The sequence below is a fragment of the Mesorhizobium sp. WSM4312 genome, assembly GCF_002294875.1.
Taxonomy (GTDB): Bacteria; Pseudomonadota; Alphaproteobacteria; order Rhizobiales; family Rhizobiaceae; genus Mesorhizobium.
Genome location: NZ_NSFU01000017.1, coordinates 92,077 through 117,990 on the forward strand (window position 1 = coordinate 92,077; position 25,914 = coordinate 117,990).

The following is a 25,914-nucleotide window of genomic DNA, read 5'->3' on the forward strand; positions in this document are numbered from 1 at the left end:
CCTGCCGGTTGCCGGGCTACGCGAGGCCGTGGCCAGGGTCCGTGCCGGCCAAGTGCGGATTCCAGTGCTTGAAAGGCCGCCTCCAGTCTGCCAGAAGGGCCGCTTGGACTTGGACGTTTAGCGGGACGAAGCCATGAAGGCGTTTTTCGTGCAGATCAAATGCGAGTTGGGCAAATCCTATGAGGTTGCCAGCGCGCTTGCCGATGCCGAGATCGCTTCGGAAATCTATTCCACCGCCGGCAATTACGACCTGCTCGCCAAATTCTATGTCGATGACGAGGAAGATGTCGGCCATTTCGTCAACGAGAAGGTGCAGATTCTCCCCGGCATCAAGGACACGTTCACGGTCGTCACCTTCCGCGCCTTCTAGCCGGGAAGGCATTTGCCCGGGCACGAGGCAAAGCCTGATCAAGGTCGTATTTCGTCTGCCTCAATTTTAGGCAGCCGCAACATACTGATCGTCCGCATCTCCCAAATCACCGATTGCGCTTGATTTTCTTCGGCGACGCCAGTGAAATGGCGTCACAGGGGAGTATGCGATTGGCAGCGTTCGATGAAATGCTTCCGGAAGTTTCCGGATTGAGAAGACCGTATTCGGCTTATGATCGCTGGCTGAAGGAACAGGATCCAGCCAGACTTACCGAGAAGATGCAGGACGCCGAACGCGTCTTCCGCAAGACCGGCATCACCTTCGCCGTCTATGGCGAGCAGGAAGCCTCCGAGCGGCTGATCCCCTTCGACATCGTTCCGCGCATCATTTCAGGCAATGAGTGGCGGCGCCTGACGCAAGGCATCGAGCAGCGCGTGCAGGCGCTGAACGCCTTCCTCGACGACATTTACCATCGCCAGGAGATCCTGCGTGCAGGCCGCGTTCCCAGGGACCTGATCGCCAAGAACGAGGCGTTCCTGCCGGAGATGATCGGGGTGCGGCCGCCGGCCGGCGTCTACACCCACATCATCGGCGTCGATATTGTGCGCATCAGCGAGGACGAATTCTACGTGCTGGAGGACAATGCGCGCACCCCGTCCGGTGTCTCCTACATGCTGGAGAACCGCGAGACGATGATGCAGCTGTTCCCCGAGCTGTTCCAGAAGATCAAGGTGCGGCCGGTGGAGAACTACCCGCAGCTGCTGCGCCAGTCGCTGGCGGCGGTTCGGCCGCAAAGCACCAAGGGCGCGCCGACCATCGCCGTGCTGACGCCCGGCAGCTTCAATTCCGCCTATTTCGAACATGCCTTCCTTGCCGACCAGATGGGCGTGCAACTGGTCGAGGGCCAGGATCTGCGCGTCGTCGACGGCCATGTGGCGATGCGCACGACCGAGGGCTACAAGCAAATCGACGTGCTCTACCGCCGCGTCGACGATTCCTTCCTGGACCCGCTGACCTTCCGGCCGGATTCGGCCCTCGGCATACCCGGCATCATGGATGTCTATCGCGCCGGCAACATCACCATCGCCAACGCACCGGGAACCGGTATCGCCGACGATAAGGCGATCTATTCCTACATGCCCGAGATCGTCGAATTCTATACCGGCCGCAAGGCGATCCTCGGCAACATCCCGACCTGGCGCTGTTCGGAGGCGGACAGCCTGAAATATGTGCTCGAGCACATCCACGAACTGGTGATCAAGGAAGTACACGGCTCCGGCGGCTACGGCATGCTCGTCGGACCGGCGGCGACCAAGAAAGAGTGCGAAGCCTTCGCCAAGAAACTGGCGGCGAAGCCTTCCAACTATATCGCCCAACCGACGCTGGCGCTGTCGACCTGCCCGATCCTGACCGACAAGGGACTGGCGCCGCGCCACGTCGACCTCAGGCCCTACGTGCTGGTTTCCGACCGCATCCAGATCGTGCCCGGCGGCCTGACGCGCGTAGCGTTGAAGGAGGGCTCCCTGGTCGTGAACTCGTCGCAGGGCGGCGGAACGAAAGATACCTGGGTGTTGGATGATTGAGATGAGATGAGTGAGTAGGGAATAGTCGGTAGTGAGTAGTCAGCTGTAGAGGGGAAGCGCATGCCATATTCCACTGAAATTCAACTATTTACTACTGACTACTCACCATTCCCTACTCACTAGCCCAAAGGGCCTTCCTATGCTTCTCGGCCGCACCGCCAACGGGCTCTACTGGATGAACCGCTATATCGAGCGGGCCGAAAACATGGCGCGGCTGGTCGATGCCGGCCTGCGCATGGCGCTGACCCGCACGCAAAGCGCGTCGGAGGAATGGAATTCGGTGCTGCTCAGCGCCGGCTCCGACGTGGCCTTCAAGCAGAAGTATTCGGACTATACGGCCGCCGATGTCGCTGATTTCCTTTTGCGCGACACCTCGAACCCGTCGAGCACCATGTCGTCGATCGAGACGGCCCGCAACAATGCCCGCATGGTGCGCACCGCGCTGACGCGCGAGACCTGGGAAAGCATCAACGAAGCCTGGATGTCGCTGAAGCGGATGCTGGCGAGGCCAATCGACGAGCGCGACCTGCCAAACGTCCTCGACGCCATCAAGCGCGAGACGGCGCTGATCCGCGGCTCGTTCTACGGCACCATGCTGCGCAACGAGATTTTCGACTTCTCGCAGCTCGGCACCTATGTCGAGCGCGCCGACAACACGGCGCGCATCCTCGACGTGAAATATTACGTGCTGCTGCCGTCGATCTCCTGGGTTGGTTCGACGCTCGACAACTATCAATGGGAATCGATCCTGCGCTCGGTGTCGGCGCACCGCTCCTACCGTTGGGTCTATGATGCGGACTACAAGCCGACCAACATCGCCGACTACCTGATCCTCAACGTCCGCATGCCGCGTTCATTGACCTTCTGCTACCGCTTCCTGTCCGAACATCTGAAGTTCCTGAGCGACGATTACGGCGAGCGCCACGCCTGCCACGCGACGGCGGAAAAAACGCAAGCCATGCTGAGGGCTGGGTCGATCAAGGATATATTCGACGCGGGTCTGCACGAGTTCCTCGCCGGGTTCATTCGCGACAACACCCGGCTCGGCGACGAGATCGCGCAGGATTACCGGTTTTATTGAGGACCTCATGCGGCTCAAGATCACCCACCGGACCGAATACCGCTACGACGCGCCGGTGCAATATCTGCTGCAGCGGCTGCGGCTGCTTCCGGTCAGCGGACAGACACAGACGGTGCTGTCCTGGGCGCTGAAGGTCGAAGGCGCGCGCGAGGAAGTGCGGTTTACCGATCACTACGGCAACGACACAAGGCTGTTGAGTGTCGAGGGTGACCGAGATTTCATCACGGTCGAGGCGTCCGGCGAGGTGGTGACGCGCGACACGTCAGGCGTTTGCGGGTCGCATCAGGGCTTTGCGCCGCTGTGGCTGTTCGCGCAGGAAACGCCCTTGACCACCATCGGCGGCGGCATCCGCGAGCTGGCCGAAGCGGTCGGCACGGGCACCGACATCGAACGGCTGCACCGGCTGATGGCCATGATCGGCGAGCGCGTCGCCTACACGCCAGGCACAACCAATGCGACCACACCGGCCGAAGCGGCGTTGGTGCTGAAGACCGGGGTTTGCCAGGACCATAGCCATATCTTTGCCGCCGCCGCGCGCGCCATGGGATTTCCGTCGCGCTACGTCTCCGGCTATCTGATGATGGATGCTGTCGAGCAGGCGGCAAGCCATGCCTGGGCTGAAGCGCATGTTCCGGGTCTCGGCTGGGTTGCCTTCGACCCAGCCAATGGTATTTCTCCCGACGAGCGTTATGTGAAGGTGGCGACCGGCCGCGACTACCGCGACGCCTCGCCGGTGTCGGGAATTCGACTGGGACAGGCGGAAGAACGGCTTGCGGTCACCGTCACGGTAGAGCAGTAATCCCGCAAGGATTAGTGCCAGAAGAGATTCCATGACCTATTGCGTCGGCCTGAAGATCGATCGCGGGCTCGTGTTCATGTCGGACACGCGCACCAATGCCGGCATGGATTCGATCTCGACCTTCAAGAAGATGCATGTCTGGGAACAGCCGGGTGAGCGCGTCATCGTCCTGATGTCGGCCGGCAATCTGGCGACGACGCAGGCCGTGGTCAGCCTGCTCGACGAACGCACCAAGGCGGTGACCGACCGCCACGAGAAATTGCTCGAGACACCATCCATGTACCAGACGGTGCGATTGGTGGGCGACACGGTGAAAGAAGTGATCGCGCAATCGTCTCCCGCCGGCGAGAAGGCCGATTCCTATTTCAACGCCTCCTTCATCCTCGGCGGGCAGATCTTGGGCAGTCCGCCGCGGCTGTTCATGATCTATCCCGAGGGCAATTTCATCGAATCGACCGACGACACGCCGTTCTTCCAGATCGGCGAGACCAAATACGGCAAGCCGATTATCATCCGCGCCTATGAGCGGACGATGAGCCTGGCCGAGACGGTGAAGCTGCTGCTGGTGTCGTTCGATTCGACACTCAAGTCCAACCTGTCGGTCGGCTTGCCGCTCGACCTGCTGTTCCTGGAGAAGGACGCCTTCAAGGTCGGCCTGAAGAAGCGGATCGCTCAAGACGACCAGTATTACCGCACCATCTCTGACGGCTGGTCGAATGCGCTGAAGAGCGCCTTTGCCAGCCTGCCGGATTTTCCGGGGTGATGCATGCAGCCCAAAAGTGGCCCCGGTTTTGGGGAACGACATGCACAAGAACAAGGATCTAAAGCGCATCGCTTGGATCCTATCAAGCGATGCGCTTTAAGGCGCTTGCCGTAGCGCCAGCGCTTGCATCTATTTCACATGTTAATTATTGATTGAATTTGAGAGCCGGGCGAAGAGTGCCGGCATTGCATTCGTGTCGGGAGGACAGGATGAACAATGACGAGTTCCGGCAGTGGTCGCGGCGTGCCGCCGACTGGGGCGCCGACTATCGCAATTCACTGCGCGAGCGGCCGGTGCGGCCGCTGGTCGAACCGGGTGACATTTTCAGGAGCATTGAGGCCTCGCCGCCGGAAGACGCTGAACCGATGGACAGGATCTTCGCCGACTTCGAAGAGAAGATCGTGCCGGGCATGACGCATTGGCAGCACCCGCGCTTCTTCGCCTATTTCCCGGCCAATGCGGCGCCGGTTTCGGTGGTGGCTGAGTATCTCGTCTCCGCAATGGCCGCGCAGTGCATGCTTTGGCAGACCTCGCCTGCGGCGACCGAACTCGAGACCCGTACCGTCGACTGGATGCGCCAGGCACTTGGCCTTCCCGAGGGATTTTCCGGCGTCATCCAGGATTCGGCTTCGTCGGCGACACTCAATGCCGTGCTGACCATGCGCGAGCGGGCGCTGGATTGGCAAGGCAACAAAATGGGGTTGGCCGGGCAGGGCCAGTTGCGCATCTATTCCTCGGATCAGGTGCACACGTCGATCGACAGGGCGATCTGGGTGTCGGGCATCGGCGAGGACAATCTGGTGCGCATTCCGGTCTCCGGCCGCTTTCGCGCCATGGATACCGCCGCCCTGGAGGCGGCCATCGCGGCCGACCGGCAAGCCGGCCTGCTGCCGGCGGGCATCATCGCTTGCGTCGGCGGTACCAGCACCGGCGGCACGGACGACATTGCGGCGGTCGCCGAGGTCGCCAAGCGGCATGGACTGTATCTTCATGTCGATGCGGCCTGGGCCGGATCGGCGATGATCTGCCCCGAGTACAGGCACTTCTGGACCGGTGTCGAAGGTGCCGATTCGATCGTCTTCAATCCGCACAAATGGCTGGGCGCACAGTTCGACTGCTCGATCCAGTTCCTGCGCGACCCCGAAAGCCATGTCAGGACGCTGGCCATCAAGCCGGACTATCTGAAAACCCACGGTCATGACGGCATCATCAACTATTCCGAATGGTCGGTGCCGCTTGGCCGGCGCTTCCGAGCCCTGAAACTGTGGTTCCTGCTGCGCGCCCACGGGCTGGAAAACCTGCGCGCCATGATCCGCAACCATGTGAACTGGAGCGAGGGCCTTGCCGGGCGGCTGGCAAAGGAGTCGGATTTCGAGATCGTCAGCGAACCGATGCTGTCGCTATTTTCGTTCCGGCACAGGGCGCCCTCAAGCGCCGATGCCGACGCGCACAATCTGCGGCTCGTCAATGCGATCAACGACGATGGCCGCATCTACCTGACGCAGACGAGGGTCGACGGGCAGGTGGCAATCCGCTTCCAGGTCGGCCAGTTCGAGGCGACCGCTAGCGATGTCGATGCGGCTTTTGCCGTCATCACCGAAATCGCGCGCGGCCTGGTCTGACAGGCCCATGTAGGATTGCGCTGGAGTTTGCCTTTGCAATCAGGTGATTTCCCTTAGCCGGCTTATGCCTTTTCATTGCTTTCGTTTTCGGCTATAGACAAGAAAAACGAAAACGGGAGGCCGCCCATGTATCTGTCGCCACGCCATGCCGAGATCATCCAGATGGCCAAGGACCATGGCCGCGTGCTGGTCGACGATCTGGCCACGCGTTTCAACGTGACGCCGCAGACCATTCGCAAGGATCTCAATGATCTCTGTGACCAGCGCCTGCTTTCCCGCATTCATGGCGGCGCATTGTTCCCGTCCGGCATCGAGAACATGGAGTATGAGGCGAGGCGCAAGATCGCCGCGGACGAGAAGGAAGCCATCGGCCGCGCGGCGGCAAGGTTGATCCCCGACAACGCCTCGCTGTTCATCAATATCGGCACCACGACGGAGGCGGTCAGCAACGCGTTGCTCGACCATAACGGCCTGATGGTGATCACCAATAATATCAATGTTGCCAATAGGATGCGTATATATCCTTCGATCGAGGTGGTGATTGCCGGCGGGGTGGTGCGCGGGTCGGATGGCGGCGTCGTCGGCGAGGCAGCGGTCGATTTCATCAGGCAGTTCAAGGTCGACTACGCCGTTATCGGCGCCTCGGCCATCGACCATGACGGCGCCTTGCTCGACTTCGATTTTCGCGAGGTGAAGGTGGCGCAGGCGATCATTGCCAATGCCAGGCATGTGATTCTGGTTTCCGACCAGACCAAGTTCGAGCGCACGGCGCCGGTGCGCATCGGTCACCTGTCGCAGGTCAACACCTTCATCACCGACCGCTGCGACATCCCCTCGGTGCGCAAGATCTGCCAGGAGGCCGAGGTTCAGCTGATCGAGACGTCGCTGGGGTGAGGCCCTTTCCCGATCGTCTCACGGGTTTGTTATATATTTCGTTTGACATTCGTTATGAGTTCGAAATAATTCCGTCGCGGTTTCGCAAAAGACCAAAAATGGTGCAATGCGAAATCGTGGAGGAGTTAAGTGGACACGTCTTCAGTCCGGGACATTTTCGTCATAGGTGGCGGTATCAACGGCTGCGGCATAGCCCGCGATGCCGTTGGGCGCGGGTTTTCGGTTTTTCTCGCCGAGATGAACGACCTCGCCAGCGGAACCTCCTCCGGTTCCACCAAGCTGATCCATGGCGGCCTGCGCTATCTCGAATTCTACGAGTTCCGCCTGGTGCGCGAGGCGCTGATGGAGCGCGAGGTTCTGTGGAAGAACGCGCCGCACATCATCTGGCCGATGCGCTTCGTGCTGCCCTATGCCAAGGGGCTGCGTCCGGCCTGGCTGATCCGGCTCGGCCTGTTCCTGTACGACCACATTGGCGGACGAAAATTGCTGCCGGCGACCAGGACGCTCGACATGGCGAGCGATCCGGCTGGCAAGCCTTTGAAGCCGTTGTTCAAAAAGGCGTTCGAATATTCTGACGGCTGGGTCAACGATGCGCGGTTGGTGGCGCTCAACGCACGCGATGCCGCCGATCGTGGCGCAACGATCCGGACCCGCACGAAGGTGGTCGGCGCGCGCCGCGAAAACGGCCTTTGGACAATCAAGATCGAGAACCTGCGGAGCGGAGAAACGGAAGAGATCAAGGCGCGGCTGCTGGTCAATGCCGCCGGACCTTGGGTCGATCATGTACTTTCCGGCGTCGTCGGCCAGAACGACGTGCACAATGTCCGCCTGGTGCAGGGCAGCCATATCGTCATCGCCAAGAAGTTCGACGATCCGCGCGCCTATTTCTTCCAGAACAAGGATGGTCGCATCATTTTCGCCATCCCCTACGAGGACGAGTTCACGCTGATCGGCACCACCGACCGGGATTATCCCGGCGATCCGCACGATGTGAAGATCAGCGACACCGAGATCGATTATCTCTGCGCCGCGGCCAGCGAGTATTTCGCGCAACCCGTCAAGCGTTCGGACATCGTCTGGACCTATTCGGCTGTCCGTCCGCTCTACGATGACGGCGCCTCCAAGGCGCAGGAAGCGACACGCGACTACGTGCTCAAGGCCGATGGCGGTGAGGGTGCAGCCCCGATCGTCAATGCTTTCGGCGGCAAGATCACCACCTATCGCCGGCTGTCGGAATCGATGCTGGAAAAGATCGAGGGTTTTCTCGGCAAGCGCGGCAAGCCGTGGACATCGGACGCGCCGTTGCCGGGCGGCGATTTCCCGGCGACCGGGTTCGACGCACAGGTGGCGAAGCTCAAGACAGCCTATCCTTTCCTCGATGCGCGCCTCGCCCGGCGGTTGACGCGGCTCTACGGGACGCGGGCCCAGCGTCTGCTTGGTCTTGCCAAGTCGAATGCCGAGCTCGGCCGCAGTTTCGGCGGCGATCTCTATGAGGCCGAAGTGCGCTATCTCGTTGAAAATGAGTGGGCCGTCACATCAGAGGATGTACTGTGGCGTCGCACAAAGCGCGGCCTGCATTTCAACCGCGAGCAGGTGGCGGCACTCGATGAATTCATGCGCGGCATAAGCCGGCGGCATGTCGCGGCTGCCGAATGAAGAGGGTTTGAGCTGATGCGGAAAGCCTGGGAGGAGGCGTCATGCTGGAACTGAGAAACGTCACCAAGACGGTCGGTGCGGCCGAGCATATCCGCGACGTGTCGCTGACGCTTCAGCACGGCTCGCTCAACGTGCTGCTCGGGCCGACGCTTTCCGGCAAGACCAGCCTGATGCGGCTGATGGCCGGCCTGGATGTGCCGACCTCCGGCTCGGTCTGGTTCGACGGCCAGGATGTCACCGGCGTGCCGGTGCAGAAGCGCAAGATCGCCATGGTCTACCAGCAGTTCATCAACTATCCGGCGATGACCGTCTATGAGAACATCGCCTCGCCGCTCCGGGTGGCCGGCGCGGAGCAAGGCAAGATCGACAGCCAGGTGCGCGAGGCCGCGGCGCTGCTGAAGCTGACGCCCTATCTCGACCGCACCCCGCTCAGCCTGTCGGGAGGCCAGCAGCAGCGCACCGCACTGGCGCGCGCCATCGTCAAGAATGCCAGCCTGGTGCTGCTCGACGAGCCGCTTGCCAATCTCGACTACAAATTGCGCGAGGAACTGCGGGCCGAACTGCCGAGGATCTTCGCCGCCGCCGGCACCATCTTCGTCTACGCCACGACAGAGCCGCATGAGGCGCTGCTGCTCAGCGGCAACACGGCAACGCTGTCGGAAGGCCGCATCACGCAGTTCGGACCGACCATCGACGTCTTCCGCAAACCGGTCGACCTGGTGACGGCTCGGACCTTCGCCGATCCGCCGCTCAACTCCATCGTGCTGGCCAAGAAGGGCGCCGACTTCCTGCTCGAAGGCGGGGTGAAGCTGCCGGTGCCGCCCGAACTCGTCGGCATTGCCGATGGCAATTACACGATCGGTTTTCAGCCGCACCATCTGTCGCTCGAACGGCCCAATGCCAGCGCAGTGCCAGTGCGGGCCAAGGTGACCATCACGGAAATCACCGGGTCGGAGAGCTTCATCCATCTCGATTTTGCCGACGTGCGCTGGGTCATGCTGACCCACGGCATCCGGGATTTCGAGACCGACGAAGTGGTCGAGGTGTTCATCGATCCGCGTCACATCATGGTCTTCGACGAGCACGGCCGCGCCGTGACCGCGCCGAAGCTGGCGGCTTGAGGAGGGCGATATGGCGCGCATCGACGTCAACCATGTCAGGCATTCCTACCTGCCGAACCCGCAGAAGGATGCCGATTTCGCGCTCAGGGAAGTGCACCATACATTCGAGGATGGCGGCGCCTATGCGCTTCTCGGCCCATCCGGCTGCGGCAAGACCACGCTGCTCAACATCATTTCGGGCTTGCTGCATCCCTCGCACGGCCAGTTGCTGTTCAACGGCAGGGACGTGACCAATCTGTCGACGCAGGAGCGCAACATCGCGCAGGTGTTTCAGTTTCCGGTCATCTACGACACCATGACCGTCTACGACAATCTGGCCTTTCCGCTGCGCAATCGCGGCGTGCCGGAGGCCGATGTCGACCGCAAGGTGCGCGAGACGCTGGAGATGATCGATCTGGCGTCCTGGGCCAAGAAGAAGGCGAGGGGCCTGACCGCCGACCAGAAGCAGAAAATCTCGCTCGGCCGCGGCCTGGTGCGCTCCGACGTCAACGCCATCCTGTTCGACGAGCCGTTGACCGTCATCGACCCGCATATGAAGTGGGTGCTGCGCTCGCAATTGAAGCAACTGCATCGCCGCTTCGGCTACACCATGGTCTATGTCACCCACGACCAGACCGAGGCGCTGACCTTCGCCGACCAAGTCGTGGTGATGTATGATGGCGGCATCGTCCAGATCGGCACGCCGGCGGAACTGTTCGAACGGCCGCGCCACACTTTTGTCGGCTATTTCATCGGCTCGCCCGGCATGAACGTCATGCCGGTGGCGATCGACGGCAGGACGGCGACGCTCGGGTCGCAGCGGATCGAACTGCCGGGCGCGCCGAAGGCCGACAGCGGCGCCATCGAACTTGGCATCCGCCCCGAATATGTGCGGCTCGGCCGCGACGGCATGGCCGTTTCGATCAGCAAGGTCGAGGATGTCGGGCGCCACAAGGTGGTGCGCGTCAAGCTGGAAGGCAGGGACATCGCTGCCGTCATCGGTGAGGACGAGACCGTGCCAGCCGAACCGAAGGTGCGGTTCGATCCGGCCGGCATCAACATCTATGCCGATTCCTGGCGTGTCGAGATGGGGGCATAGATGGACAAGACCTGGAACAACAAGGCCTGGTTCCTCGTGCTGCCGGTGCTGGTGCTGGTAGCCTTCACCGCCGTCGTCCCGCTGATGACGGTCGTCAACTATTCGGTGCAGGACACATTCGGCAACAATGTCTTCACCTGGGCCGGCACCGAATGGTTCGAGGAACTGCTGTCGTCCAGCCGCTTCTGGGAAGCGATGGTCCGCAACCTGATCTTTTCCTTCATCATCCTGGCGATCGAGGTGCCGCTCGGCATCTTCATCGCGCTCAACATGCCGAAGAAGGGCTGGGGCGTGCCGGTCTGCCTGGTGCTGATGTCGCTGCCACTGCTGATCCCGTGGAACGTCGTCGGCACCATCTGGCAGGTGTTCGGACGCAACGACATCGGACTGTTGGGCTATTACCTCAACGCGATCGGCATCGACTACAATTACGTGCAGGATCCGTTCGATGCCTGGGTGACGATCATCGTCATGGATGTCTGGCACTGGACCAGCCTCGTCGTGCTGCTCTGCTACGCCGGACTGGTCTCGATCCCCGATGCCTTCTACCAGGCGGCCAAGATCGACGGGGCCTCGCGCTGGGCGGTGTTCCGCTACATCCAGCTGCCGAAGATGCAGCGCGTGCTTTTGATCGCCGTGCTGCTGCGCTTCATGGACAGTTTCATGATCTACACCGAACCGTTCGTCGTCACCGGCGGCGGGCCGGGCAACTCGACGACCTTCCTGTCGATCGACCTCGTCAAGACGGCGCTCGGCCAGTTCGACCTTGGCCCGGCGGCCGCCATGTCGCTGGTCTACTTCCTCATCATCCTGTTGTTGTCATGGGTGTTCTACACCGTGATGACCAATTACGACGCGGAGCGCTGAAATGGCTGGCGCCAATGAACGAACCGAGCGCAATGCGATGAACGGGACTGCTTCGGGAGGTCTCGCCGGTACGCTGTCGCAGAGCGATCTCGACAGGCGCATGCGCCGGCGCGGCGAGGAATCGCGCTGGTGGTGGATCGTGCCGACGCTCTACATCATCGTACTTTTGCTGCCGATCTACTGGCTCATCAATATGAGCTTCAAGACCAATGCCGAGATCGTCAACTCGATGACGCTCTACCCGCACGCGCCGACAATCGCCAACTACGTCACCATCTTCACCGAGAAGGCCTGGTACTCCGGCTACATCAACTCGATCACCTATGTGGTCATGAACATGGTGATTTCGGTATCGGTGGCGCTGCCGGCGGCCTATGCCTTCTCGCGCTACCGCTTCCTTGGCGACAAGCATCTGTTCTTCTGGCTGCTGACCAACCGCATGGCGCCGCCAGCGGTGTTCGCGCTGCCGTTCTTCCAACTCTACTCGGCCTTCGGGCTTATCGACACGCATATCGCCGTGGCGCTGGCGCATTGCCTGTTCAACGTTCCGCTGGCGGTGTGGATTCTCGAGGGCTTCATGTCGGGCGTGCCGAAGGAAATCGACGAGACCGCCTATATCGACGGCTATTCCTTCCCGCGCTTCTTCGTAAAAATCTTCATGCCGCTGATCGCGAGCGGCATCGGTGTCGCCTGCTTCTTCTGCTTCATGTTCTCGTGGGTCGAATTGCTGATCGCACGCACGCTGACCACAACCGACGCCAAGCCGATCGCCGCCACCATGACGCGCACCGTTTCGGCCGCAGGCATGGATTGGGGCCTGCTCGCCGCCGCCGGCGTGCTGACGCTGATCCCCGGCGCGCTCGTCATCTGGTTCGTGCGAAATTATATCGCCAAGGGCTTTGCCCTGGGGAGGGTATGATCATGAACCTAGATCTCTCCTGGATGGCGTGGACGTGGCCGACGGCGGCCTTCTTCGCGACTGTTCTGCTGTTGCTGTGCGGCATGGCGGCCTGGGAATACGCCTCGCCGGGCGGCAATCCGCGCGTCGGCATCCTGCGCTTCGAGACGACGCGCGGCGATCGTCTTTTCCTGTCGCTGCTTGGCAGCGCCTTTATTCATCTCGCTTGGCTGGGTCTCGTTGGATCCAACCTGTGGTGGGCTCTCGCTCTCTCCGTGGTCTACGCCATCGGCGTGTTCCGCTACGTATAGAGGGGGATACTGTTGGAGCGGCCGCATGCCGGCGACCGCACCAGATCGCACTTCAAACCTGAAACAGTGGAGGAAACACATGCGACGGCAATTTTTAACATCAACAACGGCCCTTGTCCTGTTGCTCGGCGTCGGCAATGCCTATGCCGGGATGGATGAGGCAAAAGCCTTTTTGGACAAAGAGATAGGCGGCGTGTCGACGCTTTCCCGCGCCGACCAGGAAAAGCAAATGCAGTGGTTCATCGACGCGGCCAAGCCCTTCGCCGGCATGGAAATCAAAGTCGTGTCTGAAACCTTGACCACCCACCAGTACGAGTCTCAGGTGCTGGCACCGGCCTTTACCGCCATCACCGGCATCAAGGTCACGCATGACGTCATCCAGGAAGGCGACGTCGTCGAGAAGATCCAGACCCAGATGCAGACCGGCCAGAACATCTATGACGGCTGGGTCAACGATTCCGATCTGATCGGCACCCACTGGCGTTACCAGCAGGTGCGCAACCTGACCGACTGGATGGCGGGCGAAGGCAAGGACGTCACCGATCCGATGCTCGACGTCGACGACTTCATCGGCACGAAGTTCACCACCGCGCCGGACAAGAAACTCTACCAACTGCCCGACCAGCAGTTCGCGAACCTCTACTGGTTCCGTTACGACTGGTTCAACGATGAGAAGAACAAGGCCGACTTCAAGGCCAAGTACGGCTATGATCTCGGCGTGCCGGTCAACTGGTCGGCTTATGAGGATATCGCCGAATTCTTCACTGGCCGCGACGTCAACGGCAAGAAGGTCTATGGCCACATGGACTACGGCAAGAAGGACCCGTCGCTCGGCTGGCGGTTCACGGACGCCTGGCTGTCGATGGCCGGCAATGGCGACAAGGGCCTGCCGAACGGTGTGCCGGTCGACGAATGGGGCATTAAGGTCGATGCGAATTCGCGGCCTGTCGGCTCGTGCACCGCGCGCGGCGGCGACACCAATGGACCAGCATCGGTCTATGCCATCCAGAAGTATCTTGATTGGCTGAAAGCCTATGCGCCGCCGGAAGCCCAGGGCATGACCTTCTCCGAATCCGGCCCCGTGCCGTCGCAAGGCAATGTCGCTCAGCAGATCTTCTGGTACACCGCCTTCACCGCCGACATGGTCAAACCCGGCCTGCCGGTCATGAACGAGGACGGCACGCCGAAGTGGCGCATGGCGCCGTCTCCGCACGGCTCCTACTGGAAGGACGGCATGAAGCTCGGCTATCAGGACGTCGGCTCCTGGACGCTGATGAAGTCGACGCCGACCGACCGCGCCAAGGCCGCCTGGCTTTATGCCCAGTTCGTCACCTCGAAGACCGTCGATGTGAAGAAGAGCCAGGTTGGCCTGACCTTCATTCGCGACTCCACCATCCATGACAAGAGCTTCACCGAACGTGCGCCGAAGCTCGGCGGTCTGATCGAGTTCTATCGCTCGCCGGCCCGTGTGCAGTGGACGCCGACCGGTACCAACGTGCCGGACTATCCGAAGCTGGCTCAGCTCTGGTGGCAGAACATCGGTGACGCATCGTCTGGTGCCAAAACACCGCAGGAAGCCATGGACTCGCTCTGCGCCGATCAGGAAAAAGTCATGGCACGTATCGAGAAATCCGGTGTCCAGGGCGACATCGGACCGAAGATGGCCGAAGAGCATGACCTTGCTTACTGGAACGCCGACGCGGTCAAGGGCGGCAATCTGGCGCCTCAGCTGAAGCTCGAGAAGGAGAAGGACAAGCCGATCACCATCAACTACGACGAACTGGTGAAGAGCTGGCAGAAATAGGACTGCCCTATGCGGGCGCTCGCGCCCGTGTGAAATTGGGGGAGGCGGCATGTTGCCGTCTCCCCTGTTTGTGTGAAGGCGGAGGACGCAATGAGCGGTTTTGTGCTGGCAATCGACCAGGGAACGACATCGACCCGGGCGATCCTGTTTGACGGTGAGATGAAAGTCGCCGGCAGCGGGCAGAAGGAATTCACCCAGCACTATCCGGCCTCGGGCTGGGTCGAGCATGACCCGGAAGAGATCTGGGCAAGCGTCGTGACGACCGTGAAGGCTGCGCTGAAGAATGCTGGCCGCGAAGGATCTGATGTCGCCGCCATCGGCATCACGAACCAACGCGAGACCGTCGTGATCTGGGACAGGGCGACCGGCAAGCCGATCCACAACGCCATCGTCTGGCAGGATCGGCGCACCGCGCCGCTCTGCCAGAAACTGAAGAAGCAGGGGCTGGAGAAGAATTTCACGCGCAAGACCGGCCTTCTGCTCGATCCCTATTTCTCGGGCACCAAGATCGCCTGGATGCTGGACAAGGTGAAGGGGGCGAGGAAGCGTGCCGAGAAGGGCGAGCTGCTCGCCGGCACGATTGACAGCTTTTTGATCTGGCGGCTGACCGGCGGCAAGGTCCACGCCACCGATGCCACCAACGCTTCGCGCACGCTGGTCTACAACATCGAGAAAAATGTCTGGGACGACGAGCTACTGGCCATCCTGCGCATTCCCCCCGCGATGCTGCCCGAAGTGAAGGATTGCGCAGATGACTATGGCGTCACGGAGAAGAATCTCTTCGGCGCCGCAATAAGGATTCTCGGCGTTGCCGGCGACCAGCACGCCGCGACCATCGGCCAGGCCTGCTTCGAGCCGGGCATGATGAAATCCACCTATGGCACCGGCTGCTTCGCGCTGCTCAACACCGGCGGCGATCTGGTGCGTTCGAAGAACCGGCTCTTGACCACCATCGCCTATCGGCTGAACGGCAAGACCACCTATGCCCTGGAAGGCTCGATCTTCATTGCCGGCGCTGCCGTGCAATGGCTGCGGGACGGCATCAAGGTGATCGGCAAGGCCGAGCAGAGCGGCAAACTCGCTGATGAAGCCGATCCGACGCAAAACGTCTATCTGGTGCCGGCCTTTGTCGGTCTCGGCGCGCCGCATTGGGACGCCGAGGCGCGCGGCGCGATTTTCGGACTGACACGCAATTCCGGTCCTGCGGAGTTCGCGCGCGCCGCCCTGGAGGCCGTCGTCTATCAGACCCGCGACCTGCTCGACGCCATGCGCAAGGACTGGAAGGGCACTTCGGCGAAAACGGTGCTGAGGGTCGATGGCGGCATGGTCGCGTCGGACTGGACCATGCAGCGGCTGGCCGACATTCTCGATGCTCCCGTCGATCGCCCGACCATCCTCGAGACGACCGCGCTGGGTGCGGCCTGGCTTGCCGGCTCGAAGGCTGGTGTCTGGCCCAAGGCGAAGGAATTCGCCAAGAGCTGGGCGCTCGAGCGGCGGTTCAAGCCGGAGATGGATAGCGCCACGCGATCCGCCAAGCTGGCAGGCTGGCGCGATGCTGTGCGCAGGTCTCTGAGCGTGTCATAACGGTCACCACAGGAACGGACTTGAGGTGGGGGACATGCAGCCAGACTGGTATCCTGCTTGGCGGGACGAGGCTTTTGAACAGCTGACCGCGAAGAATGCCATTTTGGAGAAGGAGTTTCGCCTCGGCCGCTGGCCGCGCTATGACTATGACCTGACGACCGGCAGGCTTTTGTTTTCGGACAATGGTGCCGTCAAGGTCGTTGCCGAGATTCAGATTGCTGGCTCGACAAGCGCCAAGGCCGGCAACTGGCTTTGGGCGTGGTCGAATTCCAACTTGCCCAACGAACTTCTTGCCGACGCCAATCGCGTTCGTTCCTTCGGCGAGGAGAATGATATTGCCGAACTTCAGCAGGCTTTTGTGACCGACACGACAGATGACCTGGAAGCACTCGGCTGGGAACTGGCCGCGGCAATGGTGCGAGTCTGCGACGCGCTCGGAGCCTATCGCTCTCCGCGCGGAGAAGGTGGAGGCCTTTATCTGATGCTCAAAAGCGCAAGCTGGACCAACTGACAGGAAACTTCATTCCGTTGACCGGGATGCTGAAAGTCTCAACGAAAAGGCCCGCGCCATTTCCAACGCGGGCCTTGTAATCAGACTTGCCAGCCACTGACACTCATCCCTGGGTCAGTAAGGCGAACGGCACTCCTGGCGCGGTCCGTAGTTCGGCTGGAATGTGTTGTCCGAAGCACGATAGCTGCGATAGCGGTCGTAGCACCACTGCACATGCGCATTGCCTTCGGAGACGCGGTTGTTCTCGCTGTTGACGATGGCACCCGTAATCAGCGCGCCGGTCGCGAAAGCTGCCAGCGGAAACCAGTAGTCGCCGTGGCGGCGATAGCCGCGATGATATTCGCGATAGCCGCGATGGCCATTCCAATAGGCGTCGCCGTTACGCGCGAAGTTACGGTTGCCGTCGAAATGGCGGTTCTTCATCCACGGCTTGTAATCGACCGTCTGCACAGCGCTCGAAGCCGCCTGCGGCACCAACATCTGCGTGGCATTGGCAGGCAGTGCAGTCGCGGCAAACGAAGCCGACAGGGTGGTCGCCAGTATACCCGATACGATCTTGTTCATGACCTTCTCCTTCGAAAGGGTGATTGACGTCCCTTGAGGCGAGACAACGGGTGGTTTTGGGGAAGGTTCCTCGCTAAATCCCAAGTTGCTGAATTGTAATGTTTCTGAGGCCTCCCACCAGCGCCGACGTGGGGTGATGCCAGCGCTTCGCCGGGGGCGTTGCGCCTTTGATCGAAGCAGGCGGAGTGCCACAGTGGGAATGCTTGCGCGGTATGGCTTGCGGATGCTCTTTTTCCGGTTGACCGGTCGAGGCACTCTCCCTATGTTCCGCGCAATTTCGAGGGCCGCCTTTTCGCGCCCGCGGGAGCGCGTAGCTCAGCCGGTAGAGCAACTGACTTTTAATCAGTAGGTCATGGGTTCGAATCCCATCGCGCTCACCAATATTTCAATGAAATCAATAAATTACACGAGGCTGACGGGGTTGTTTTGCCACAGCGCCGCATTTGTGTCCGCGTAGTGCCCGTAAGGAGAGGTGGCTAAGCTTGCCATTGGCCGTCAATGGTCGTGCAAGTCCTTCGACACGCTAGAGTTCTTCAAATCGGACGCTTCGACCCTCACCTGCTGTTCAAGTCGGGGCTGTTCAAGTCGGGCCTTGCCTCGATCCATTCGGCGCCGGTAACGGAGCACTATCAGCGGCACCACAACCCGCTAGGTCGTTCAGGAGCAGTGAATGTCAGCATTCGCGGGTGGGCCTCCCGACCGAGCATGCCCAACCTTCATTCCTTGGTCGCACCGATGGCGGCATTTGCGGTGAATCAATGCAGCGCTGTCCGCGGCCTCCATAGATGTCGCGAGCGCAGGCATGTTGCGAAGGACGCGAAATCTCATGAAGCCAATAGCATGTCTCTGCATGGCGACATACCCGGAGGCGCGCGCGCTCGAGGACACGGATACGTAAGGTTGCGAAGCGATGAACGGAAAGCGTGCACACGCGTTGGTGTCCATTCCCCGCGGATCGACGAACACAAGCCCATGTCGCGCTCCGGCGACAGGGCGCCAACAGGATGGGAGCCAGACATGACCGAGCATAGGACGATACCAGCTTCCGGCGGCCTTCGGTCGGATCGCGAGCTGCATGATATCGATGCCTATTGGCGCGCAGCCAACTATCTGACGATCGGCCAGATCTACCTGCTCGACAATCCGCTGCTGCGCGAACCGTTGCGGCTTGAGCACGTCAAGCCGCGTCTCCTCGGCCACTGGGGAACGTCGCCCGGATTGAGTTTCATCTATGCCCACCTCAATCGCGTCATCCGGCTCAGGGACGCGAATGTGATCTATATCTGCGGGCCCGGTCATGGCGGCCCGGCAATGGTGGCGAATACCTATCTGGAAGGCACCTACAGCGAGCTCAATCCGGACATTGCGATGGACGAGCAGGGGATGCGCAAGCTGTTCCGGCAGTTCTCGTTTCCCGGCGGCATACCGAGCCATGCCGCACCGGACGTGCCTGGCTCGATCCATGAGGGCGGCGAGTTGGGCTATTCGCTTTCGCACGCCTATGGCGCGACCTTTGACAATCCTGATCTCATCGTTGCCTGCGTCGTCGGTGACGGTGAAGCAGAAACCGGACCGTCGGCGGCCGCGTGGCACTCCAACAAATTCCTCAACCCGACGCGCGACGGGGCCGTGCTGCCGATCCTGCATCTCAACGGCTATAAGATCGCCAATCCAACAATACTGGCCCGCATTCCCGAAGAGGAATTGCGCGCGCTGTTTGCCGGCTACGGCTATGAGCCGCTGTTCGTGGAAGGCCACGAGCCGGTCCTGATGCATGAGCGGATGGCGAGCGTGCTCGACGATGCGTTTGATCGCATCAAGCTTATCCAGCATGCCGCGCGCAACGGACTAGCCCCGACCGAGCCAAGACCAAAATGGCCGATGATCGTGCTGCGCAGCCCTAAGGGGTGGACCGGGCCGAAAGAGGTCGACGGCCTGAAGACAGAGGGCTTCTGGCGCTCGCACCAGGTTCCATTGTCGGGCCTTGCCGAAAACCCCGCGCATCTCAAGCTGCTTGAGGAGTGGCTGAGAAGCTACCGGCCCGAGGAGCTGTTCGACGCCGCTGGCGCTCCTGTCGCTTCGATCCGCGCCACGGCACCGCAGGCAACGAAACGAATGAGTGCCAACCCGCACGCCAATGGCGGCCTGCTGCGCAGGTCCCTCGAACTGCCCGGGTTGCATGACCACGCCATTGCGGTCGAGCGCCCCGGCGCCATCAAGGCCGAGTCGACGCGGGCGATGGGCAGCTTCCTGCGGGACGTCATGCGGTTGAATGAGGCCGCGAAGAACTTCCGCATCGTCGGCCCGGACGAGACTGCCTCAAACCGTCTTCAGGACGTGTTTGAAGTCACCGAGCGCGGCTGGATGGAAAAGATTCTGCCCGAAGACGTTCATCTCGGGCGCGACGGCCGGGTTCTCGAAATCCTCTCCGAGCACACCTGCCAGGGCTGGCTGGAAGGCTACCTGCTCACCGGGCGCCACGGCCTGTTTTCCTGCTACGAGGCGTTTATCCACATCGTCGATTCCATGTTCAACCAGCATGCGAAATGGCTGGATGCCTGCCGCGAGATCCCGTGGCGCCGGCCGATCGCATCGCTGAACTATCTGTTGTCCAGCCATGTCTGGCATCAGGAACATAACGGCTTCAGCCATCAGGACCCTGGTTTCATCGACGTCGCCCTCAACAAGAAGGCCGACATCGTACGGGTCTACCTGCCACCGGACGCCAACACCTTGCTGTGCGTGACCGACCATGTGCTGCAGACCTGGAACCGCATCAACGTCATCGTCGCAGGCAAGCCGCCGTCATGGCAGTGGCTGCCGATGGACAAGGCGATCGTTCACTGCCGGGCAGGGATCGGCATCTGGGACTGGGCGTCGACGGACGATGGGGCTGAGCCCGACGTCGTGATGGCTTGCGCCGGCGACGTCCCGACCCTCGAAACGCTGGCCGCCGTGCAGATCCTCAGGCAACAGGCTCCCGACCTCAGGATCAGGGTGGTCAATATCGTCGACCTGATGACGCTTCAGCCGAAGGAATATCATCCGCACGGTCTGTCGGATCGTGATTTCGATGCGCTGTTCACCCCGGATAAACCGGTCATCTTTGCCTATCATGGCTATCCCTGGACCATTCACCGCCTGACCTATCGGCGCACCAACCATGACAACATCCATGTGCGCGGCTACAACGAGGAAGGGACGACGACGACCCCTTTCGATATGACGGTGCTGAACGGCCTTGACCGCTTTCATATCGTCCAAAGTGTCCTCGACTGGGTTCCGCGACTGAAGGGCATGCGGGTCAGCCTGAAGCAGGCGATGGACAGCAAGCTGCTTAAACATCGAGCCTATATTCGCGCCCATGGGCAGGACATGCCGGAGATCCTTGACTGGAAGTGGGGACAGGATGCTGATGCGGCGCCGAAGCGTCCGGATTGAACGGACACCCGTTCGCAAGCGCATGGGAACGGCAACATTTCGGATGGCTTCATGACCGACGCGATCCTTGTTCTCAACGGCGGTTCTTCGAGCCTGAAGTTCGCCGTATTCGGGCGACGCGGTGAGCTGCCGCTGCTGCTGCGCGGCAACGTCTCCTCTCTGGGTCAACAACCGCGGCTGCGTGTCGAGGCCGTAGCCGGCAGCTCCAAAGTCGACAGGAGCCTGAGCAAAGAACCAATCGATATGGACAAGGCGTTCGCGGCGGTTGCCTCCGTGCTCGTCGAAAACGATCTCTTGCGTCGCATCGACAGGGTAGGGCACAGGATCGTTCACGGCGGGCGCGACTTCACCGAAGCAACGCAGCTCGACGAACGCACGCTCAAGGCACTGCGCTTGCTCGAGCCAATGGCGCCCATCCACCAACGGATCAATCTCGAGATTGTCGCGCTGGCCACTGCACTCCTCCCGCAGGCCGTCCAGATAGGATGCTTCGACACGGCGTTTCATTCGACCCGGCCGGAGCTTGCCAAAACCTACGGGCTGCCGCGCGCGATGACCGAGGCGGGCATCGTTTCCTACGGCTTTCATGGGCTGTCCTACAGCCACATCGCTGCGAAGCTGCATGACCGATACGGCGCCGTCGCCGGCGGCCGCACGATCGTCGCTCATCTCGGCAGCGGCGCCAGCCTGTGCGCCATGGACTCTGGACGAAGCGTCGCCACGACGATGGGGTTTTCGACCCTGGACGGCCTTGTCATGAGCACGCGTTGCGGTGCGCTCGATCCGGGGGTCATCCTCCACTTGCTGCAGGAACGGCGGCTGTCCGCCGAAGAACTGGTCATGCTTCTCTACGAGCAATCAGGCCTACTCGGCGTGTCTGGTATATCTGGCGATATGCGGACCCTGATCGGCTCGCAGGATCCTGCTGCCGTTCAGGCTGTCGATCTCTTCGTTTATCGGATCGGACGCGAGATAGGATCGCTGGCCGCTGCCATGGGAGGACTGGACACGCTGGTGTTCACTGCCGGCATTGGCGAAAACGCGCCGTTGGTCCGGGAAAGGATCGGCGCCGCCGCGGCCTGGCTTGGAGTTGGCATCGATGAACAGCGAAACCGACGAGGCGAGGACGTTGTCAGCAATCGCAATTCCCGCGTCGATGTCCTTGTCATTCCAGCAGATGAAGAACGTGCCGTCGCGGTAGAGATGTCGATCTTTGCGTCTTCGGCAAACCAGGAGGGGCCGAGCCCCTAACCGGCTGATCGTGCGCCCAGTTCCCTTCGAACCTGGACGAGTGTCCCATCGTCGGGATCGGTGGTCACGGTGAAACCCATGTCGCGCTCGACCTCGATGGCGGCACGGTTTTCACGGCTCTCGATCGCTTCGATCGCTTCGAGTCCAAGTTTTTCGGCATATTTCGAGATATAGGCGAGCAGTTCCCAGCCAACGCCCAGATGCTTGCGATCCGCGCGAATGCAGATCGCGACCTCGCCGGTTCGGTCGGCGCGATCGCTTGCCAGCGTCGCAACGGCGATCAACATCCCGTCGGTCGAGAAGGCCACGAAATTATGGATATGCGCGTCGTCTGAACGCGTCATCGCCACCAGCCGTTCATGCGAAACTTCCTTCACAGCGCCGAGAAAGCGGAAGCGCAGATCTTCCGCGGTCACATGCGTGAAGAACTCGGCCAGCCCGGCCTCGTCTTCAGGGCGCGCGCGACGCACTTCGAAGCGAAATTCGGTGTGGGTGGTAAGTGTATCGTTCATGACAACAAGATCCCTGATCTGAGGCTGACGTTACGCTCGCTGCTTGGGAGGGCTCATTCGCCCATGGTCCGTAACACGTCCTGCTTGAGGATTTCGACGCTGCGCAGGTTGAGCAGGCGGATGACGCCCTTGTCCTTCAGCCGGGTGAAAACCCGTGACACGGTCTCGATGGTGAGTCCCAGATAGTCGCCGATGTCCATGCGCGACATCGGAAGTTCCACCTGCCGCAGGCCGCCTTGGCGCTCCACCATATCCACCAGGAAGGCGGCCACGCGTTCGATGGCGTTCTGGCGACCCAGGACGAGGAGGTGTTCCTGGGCCCTGGTCAACCCCCTGAGCGCCAGGGGCAGCAACTGATGTGACATGTCCGCCCCAGCATTGAAGCGGAAGACACGAACACAGGTGGCATTGATCGCTTCGGCGAAGAAGTGGTGCGTCGTGCCAGCTTCGAAGCCGAATGTCTCTCCAGCCAGGTGGAAGGCACTTATCTGCCGGCGGCCATCGGCAAGCAGTCGGTAAATGCGAACGGCGCCGAACTCGACCTGGTAGAAGGCTCCCGCCTTCCCGCCCTGGGCATAGATCTCTGAACCCGCTGGGAAGAAGCTGACCGGCTGCACCGGCCCGGAATCGAGTGGCGCTGGCAGGCCCGGCTGAGCAAGATGCGACGACAATGAAATCCTGGAGGAGGTGTAGGCTTGCATGGCTGTCTTCCCGGTTGATCCGTGACACAGCAATCGCGCAAATCGGCGGGTGCCGAAATTCGGTTATGTCCCTACGGGAAACTACCTAGGCGAGGCCTGGACGTCAGGCGGCCGCCCTGGCGTCGGCTGCGATCCCGCTGCCATCCGACCCTGCGTCTTCGACTTTGCAGATGGTGTCGTGATATCCGCGATATACCGGCTCCGCGGATGCGACTGTCGTGGTTGGCAGCTTGGTTATTGCTCCTCCCGATTATCTCGCGCATGGGTGTTGAGCCGGATCAAATCATTCGCGCCGCCGGTTGCCTATGGTTTGCCTACGCTCGGGATAGGTTGAATGCGCATCGCGATCCTGTCTGATATCCATGCCAATCGCGAGGCGTTCGACGCAGCCCTGGAGGCCGTCCGAAGGCACGATCCGGACGAGGTGGTGTTGCTCGGCGATCTGGTCGGCTACGGGCCGGATCCCATCTATGTGATCGAGAAGGCCATCGATCTGGTGGCGCGCGGCGCGCTTTGCATCATGGGCAACCACGACGAGGCAGTGGCGCGGAACCTGAGCAACATGACTGAGAATGCACGGTTCGCGGCCCAGTGGACCCGTGAACGCCTCGCTTCCACGCACCTCGATTTCCTGGCGCGATTGCCGCTTTCACTGCAATCCGAGAACCGGCTGTATGTGCACGCCAGTGCCGAGAGGCCAGAAAGATGGTCGTATATACGCGACGTCGATGCGGCAGAACGCTGCCTGTCTTCAACGGATGCCCAGTTCATTTTCTGCGGCCATACCCACGTGCCGGCCATCTATTATGCGCTACCCGGGCGTCGACCGATGCATTTTCAGCCGCTGGACAACGTGGCGGCGCCACTGTCGGCGCTGAGGAGGCATCTGATAATTGCCGGCGCTGTTGGTCAACCTCGCGATGGCAACCCGGCGGCATGCTTTGTTCTTGTCGACCCACAACGCCACGAGGTCACGATGGTTCGTGTCCCCTATGATCATGAAGAAACGGCACGCAAGATCCAGGCCGCCGGTCTGCCCGGTTGGCTTGGCATGCGTTTGAAGATCGGCCGCTGAGGAGACGTATTCCCATGCAAAGGTTTGAGGCAGGGGCAGTCATCGATGGTTTCGAGCTGGTGGAAAAGCTGCCTGCCGGCGGCATGGCCTCGCTCTGGCGGGCGACCAACCCGCGATACGAATTCCCGCTTGTGCTGAAGATACCGTTTCTCGACCCGGGCGGGGATGTTTCCGTCATCCTCGGTTTCGAGGCGGAGGAGCTGATCCTCAAACGCCTGTCAGGCCCGCATGTGCCGCGTTTTGCGGCAGCCGGCAGCTTGTCGCGGGTGCCCTATCTTGCCATGGAGTTCGTGGCGGGCACCGGCCTGGCGGATCTCGTCGGCAACGCGCCGCTCCCCGTGGACGAGGTGACAAGGATCGGCGCCGAGATCGCGACCGCACTCGCTGCCCTGCACCGGCAGAAGGTCGTCCATCTCGATCTCAAACCCGAGAATGTCATTCTCGCCGAGCGCGGGGCAGTGCTCCTCGACTTCGGGCTCGCTCGGCACGCGGAGCTTCCCGATCTTCTCGGCGCGGAAAGCTCGGTGCCGATGGGCACGGCCGCCTATATTTCACCAGAACAGGTGCTCGGAGAGCGGTCCGACCCTGCAAGTGACTTGTTTGCTCTGGGTTGCATCCTCTATCAGCTGGCAACGGGCGAGGAGCCGTTCGGGCGGCCGGCGACTTTTGCGGGGATGAAGCGCAGGCTCTATCACGCTCCAAGGTCGCCGAGAGATATCAACGATGCCATTCCGCGCTGGCTGGAAGCCATCATCCTGAGATGCATGGAAGTGGACAGGTCTCGACGATATGTCGAGGCGGCGCACCTTCTGTCCGACCTGAGGAACCCCGACCAGGTGGTGGTCGCAAGGCGCAAACCCCAGGACAAGGGAGTATGGGCCGCGATCGCCAGGCTGTTTCGCAAGACGGATGACAGATCGCTTGTCGGCAAGCCGACCTTGTCGAGGGCGCAGGCCGGCCCGTCCATTGTCCTCGCCGCGGTCGATCTGGCCAATGGCAGCGATGCGCTGGCGGGCGAGGTCCTCAATGAAACCGCTCGTGTGCTTGCTTCGCGCGAGGATTCCCGCCTGGCCTGCGTGACGGTCCTGAGGACCGAGATCATAGGCGAGACGCGGGCGGTCGACGAATCCGGACGCCCCGTCTACTTGAAACGGCTGGTGGCGCTGAAGGATTGGGCTCACCCACTTCATCTGCCGGAAGACCGCATCAGTTATCATGTGCTCGAAGCGGTCAGCCCCGCTGATGCGATCCTCGACTATGCCGAGCACAATGACGTCGGCCACATCGTCGTTGGTGCCCGGGCATCTTCGGCAATCCGCCGCCACCTCGGCAGCGTTTCGACCAAAGTGGTCGCACAGGCTCTTTGCTCGGTCTCGGTGGTCCGACTGAAGGTCGTCGAGGAACAAGCGCGGCCGCTTTGATGCGTTC

Annotated in this window: 23 protein-coding genes and 1 tRNA gene; 21 read left to right on the forward strand and 3 right to left on the reverse strand. The window is 61.3% G+C overall.

Annotated features, from left to right (window positions below):
* The first annotated feature begins 133 nt into the window (after window positions 1-133).
* The 16 genes from CK228_RS26485 (at window position 134) to CK228_RS26565 (ending at window position 16,942) form a co-directional block, all read left to right on the forward strand.
* Window positions 134-370: an Lrp/AsnC family transcriptional regulator gene (locus CK228_RS26485; protein WP_010909609.1), complete on the forward strand. Its 237-nt coding sequence runs from the start codon at window positions 134-136 to the stop codon at window positions 368-370.
* Between the two features lie 170 nt (window positions 371-540).
* Window positions 541-1,953: a circularly permuted type 2 ATP-grasp protein gene (locus CK228_RS26490; protein WP_179296057.1), complete on the forward strand. Its 1,413-nt coding sequence runs from the start codon at window positions 541-543 to the stop codon at window positions 1,951-1,953.
* Window positions 1,954-2,092: 139 nt separating this feature from the next.
* Entirely contained in the window at window positions 2,093-3,034 is a 942-nt protein-coding gene (locus CK228_RS26495; RefSeq protein WP_095775397.1) for an alpha-E domain-containing protein, read from the forward strand.
* Between the two features lie 7 nt (window positions 3,035-3,041).
* Complete coding sequence (locus tag CK228_RS26500) at window positions 3,042-3,833, forward strand: transglutaminase family protein (protein ID WP_095789712.1); 792 nt, start codon at window positions 3,042-3,044, stop codon at window positions 3,831-3,833.
* 31 nt (window positions 3,834-3,864) lie between these two features.
* Entirely contained in the window at window positions 3,865-4,596 is a 732-nt protein-coding gene (locus CK228_RS26505; protein ID WP_010909605.1) for a peptidase, read from the forward strand.
* A gap of 209 nt (window positions 4,597-4,805) precedes the next feature.
* The gene (locus tag CK228_RS26515) at window positions 4,806-6,218 is read left to right on the forward strand and encodes an aspartate aminotransferase family protein (RefSeq protein ID WP_095789713.1); all 1,413 of its coding nucleotides are present in this window, start codon (window positions 4,806-4,808) and stop codon (window positions 6,216-6,218) included.
* Window positions 6,219-6,344: 126 nt separating this feature from the next.
* Window positions 6,345-7,112, forward strand: coding sequence for a DeoR/GlpR family DNA-binding transcription regulator (locus CK228_RS26520; RefSeq protein WP_095789743.1), 768 nt, complete (start codon window positions 6,345-6,347; stop codon window positions 7,110-7,112).
* A gap of 129 nt (window positions 7,113-7,241) precedes the next feature.
* Window positions 7,242-8,768, forward strand: a complete 1,527-nt coding sequence (gene glpD, locus CK228_RS26525) for a glycerol-3-phosphate dehydrogenase (RefSeq protein WP_095789714.1) — start codon at window positions 7,242-7,244, stop codon at window positions 8,766-8,768.
* 41 nt (window positions 8,769-8,809) lie between these two features.
* On the forward strand, window positions 8,810-9,889 hold the full coding sequence (locus CK228_RS26530; RefSeq protein ID WP_095789715.1) for an ABC transporter ATP-binding protein: 1,080 nt from the start codon (window positions 8,810-8,812) through the stop codon (window positions 9,887-9,889).
* Window positions 9,890-9,899: 10 nt separating this feature from the next.
* Window positions 9,900-10,967 (forward strand): ABC transporter ATP-binding protein, encoded by a 1,068-nt coding sequence (locus CK228_RS26535; RefSeq protein WP_095789716.1) that lies wholly within the window; start codon window positions 9,900-9,902, stop codon window positions 10,965-10,967.
* Window positions 10,968-11,834 carry a sugar ABC transporter permease gene (locus CK228_RS26540; protein ID WP_013895315.1) on the forward strand — a complete coding sequence of 289 codons (867 nt, stop codon included), beginning with the start codon at window positions 10,968-10,970 and terminating at the stop codon, window positions 11,832-11,834.
* A gap of 1 nt (window position 11,835) precedes the next feature.
* On the forward strand, window positions 11,836-12,753 hold the full coding sequence (locus CK228_RS26545) for a carbohydrate ABC transporter permease (RefSeq protein ID WP_095775403.1): 918 nt from the start codon (window positions 11,836-11,838) through the stop codon (window positions 12,751-12,753).
* A gap of 2 nt (window positions 12,754-12,755) precedes the next feature.
* Entirely contained in the window at window positions 12,756-13,043 is a 288-nt protein-coding gene (locus CK228_RS26550) for a DUF2160 domain-containing protein (protein WP_038652733.1), read from the forward strand.
* Between the two features lie 79 nt (window positions 13,044-13,122).
* On the forward strand, window positions 13,123-14,847 hold the full coding sequence (locus CK228_RS26555) for an ABC transporter substrate-binding protein (RefSeq protein ID WP_095775404.1): 1,725 nt from the start codon (window positions 13,123-13,125) through the stop codon (window positions 14,845-14,847).
* 90 nt (window positions 14,848-14,937) lie between these two features.
* Window positions 14,938-16,431, forward strand: a complete 1,494-nt coding sequence (gene glpK / locus CK228_RS26560) for a glycerol kinase GlpK (RefSeq protein ID WP_095789717.1) — start codon at window positions 14,938-14,940, stop codon at window positions 16,429-16,431.
* A gap of 34 nt (window positions 16,432-16,465) precedes the next feature.
* Window positions 16,466-16,942: a DUF6882 domain-containing protein gene (locus tag CK228_RS26565; RefSeq protein WP_095789718.1), complete on the forward strand. Its 477-nt coding sequence runs from the start codon at window positions 16,466-16,468 to the stop codon at window positions 16,940-16,942.
* A 114-nt stretch (window positions 16,943-17,056) separates the two neighbouring features.
* Here the strand turns inward: CK228_RS26565 and CK228_RS26570 are convergent, their stop codons facing one another.
* Window positions 17,057-17,506, reverse strand: a complete 450-nt coding sequence (locus tag CK228_RS26570; RefSeq protein ID WP_095789719.1) for a BA14K family protein — start codon at window positions 17,504-17,506, stop codon at window positions 17,057-17,059.
* A 304-nt stretch (window positions 17,507-17,810) separates the two neighbouring features.
* Here CK228_RS26570 and CK228_RS26575 point away from each other — a divergent pair.
* The 3 genes from CK228_RS26575 (at window position 17,811) to CK228_RS26585 (ending at window position 22,198) form a co-directional block, all read left to right on the forward strand.
* Window positions 17,811-17,886: transfer RNA gene (locus tag CK228_RS26575), tRNA-Lys, on the forward strand.
* A 637-nt stretch (window positions 17,887-18,523) separates the two neighbouring features.
* Window positions 18,524-20,947, forward strand: coding sequence for a phosphoketolase family protein (locus CK228_RS26580; protein ID WP_095789744.1), 2,424 nt, complete (start codon window positions 18,524-18,526; stop codon window positions 20,945-20,947).
* Between the two features lie 51 nt (window positions 20,948-20,998).
* A complete protein-coding gene (locus tag CK228_RS26585) occupies window positions 20,999-22,198 on the forward strand; it encodes an acetate/propionate family kinase (protein ID WP_095789720.1) in 1,200 nt (399 codons plus the stop codon).
* On the opposite strand, the gene CK228_RS26590 is transcribed toward CK228_RS26585, so the two are convergent.
* Together CK228_RS26590 and CK228_RS26595 are read right to left on the reverse strand one after the other, a co-directional pair.
* Window positions 22,195-22,710 carry a GNAT family N-acetyltransferase gene (locus CK228_RS26590; RefSeq protein WP_095789721.1) on the reverse strand — a complete coding sequence of 172 codons (516 nt, stop codon included), beginning with the start codon at window positions 22,708-22,710 and terminating at the stop codon, window positions 22,195-22,197. The two genes, CK228_RS26585 and CK228_RS26590, sit on opposite strands and share 4 nt — an antisense overlap.
* Window positions 22,711-22,763: 53 nt before the next feature.
* Window positions 22,764-23,411 carry a helix-turn-helix domain-containing protein gene (locus tag CK228_RS26595; protein WP_095789722.1) on the reverse strand — a complete coding sequence of 216 codons (648 nt, stop codon included), beginning with the start codon at window positions 23,409-23,411 and terminating at the stop codon, window positions 22,764-22,766.
* 334 nt (window positions 23,412-23,745) lie between these two features.
* Here CK228_RS26595 and CK228_RS26600 point away from each other — a divergent pair, with 334 nt between their 5' ends.
* Together CK228_RS26600 and CK228_RS26605 are read left to right on the forward strand one after the other, a co-directional pair.
* Window positions 23,746-24,486 carry a metallophosphoesterase family protein gene (locus tag CK228_RS26600; RefSeq protein ID WP_095775412.1) on the forward strand — a complete coding sequence of 247 codons (741 nt, stop codon included), beginning with the start codon at window positions 23,746-23,748 and terminating at the stop codon, window positions 24,484-24,486.
* Window positions 24,487-24,500: 14 nt separating this feature from the next.
* Window positions 24,501-25,907: a bifunctional serine/threonine-protein kinase/universal stress protein gene (locus CK228_RS26605; RefSeq protein WP_095775413.1), complete on the forward strand. Its 1,407-nt coding sequence runs from the start codon at window positions 24,501-24,503 to the stop codon at window positions 25,905-25,907.
* The last annotated feature ends 7 nt before the right edge of the window (window positions 25,908-25,914 follow it).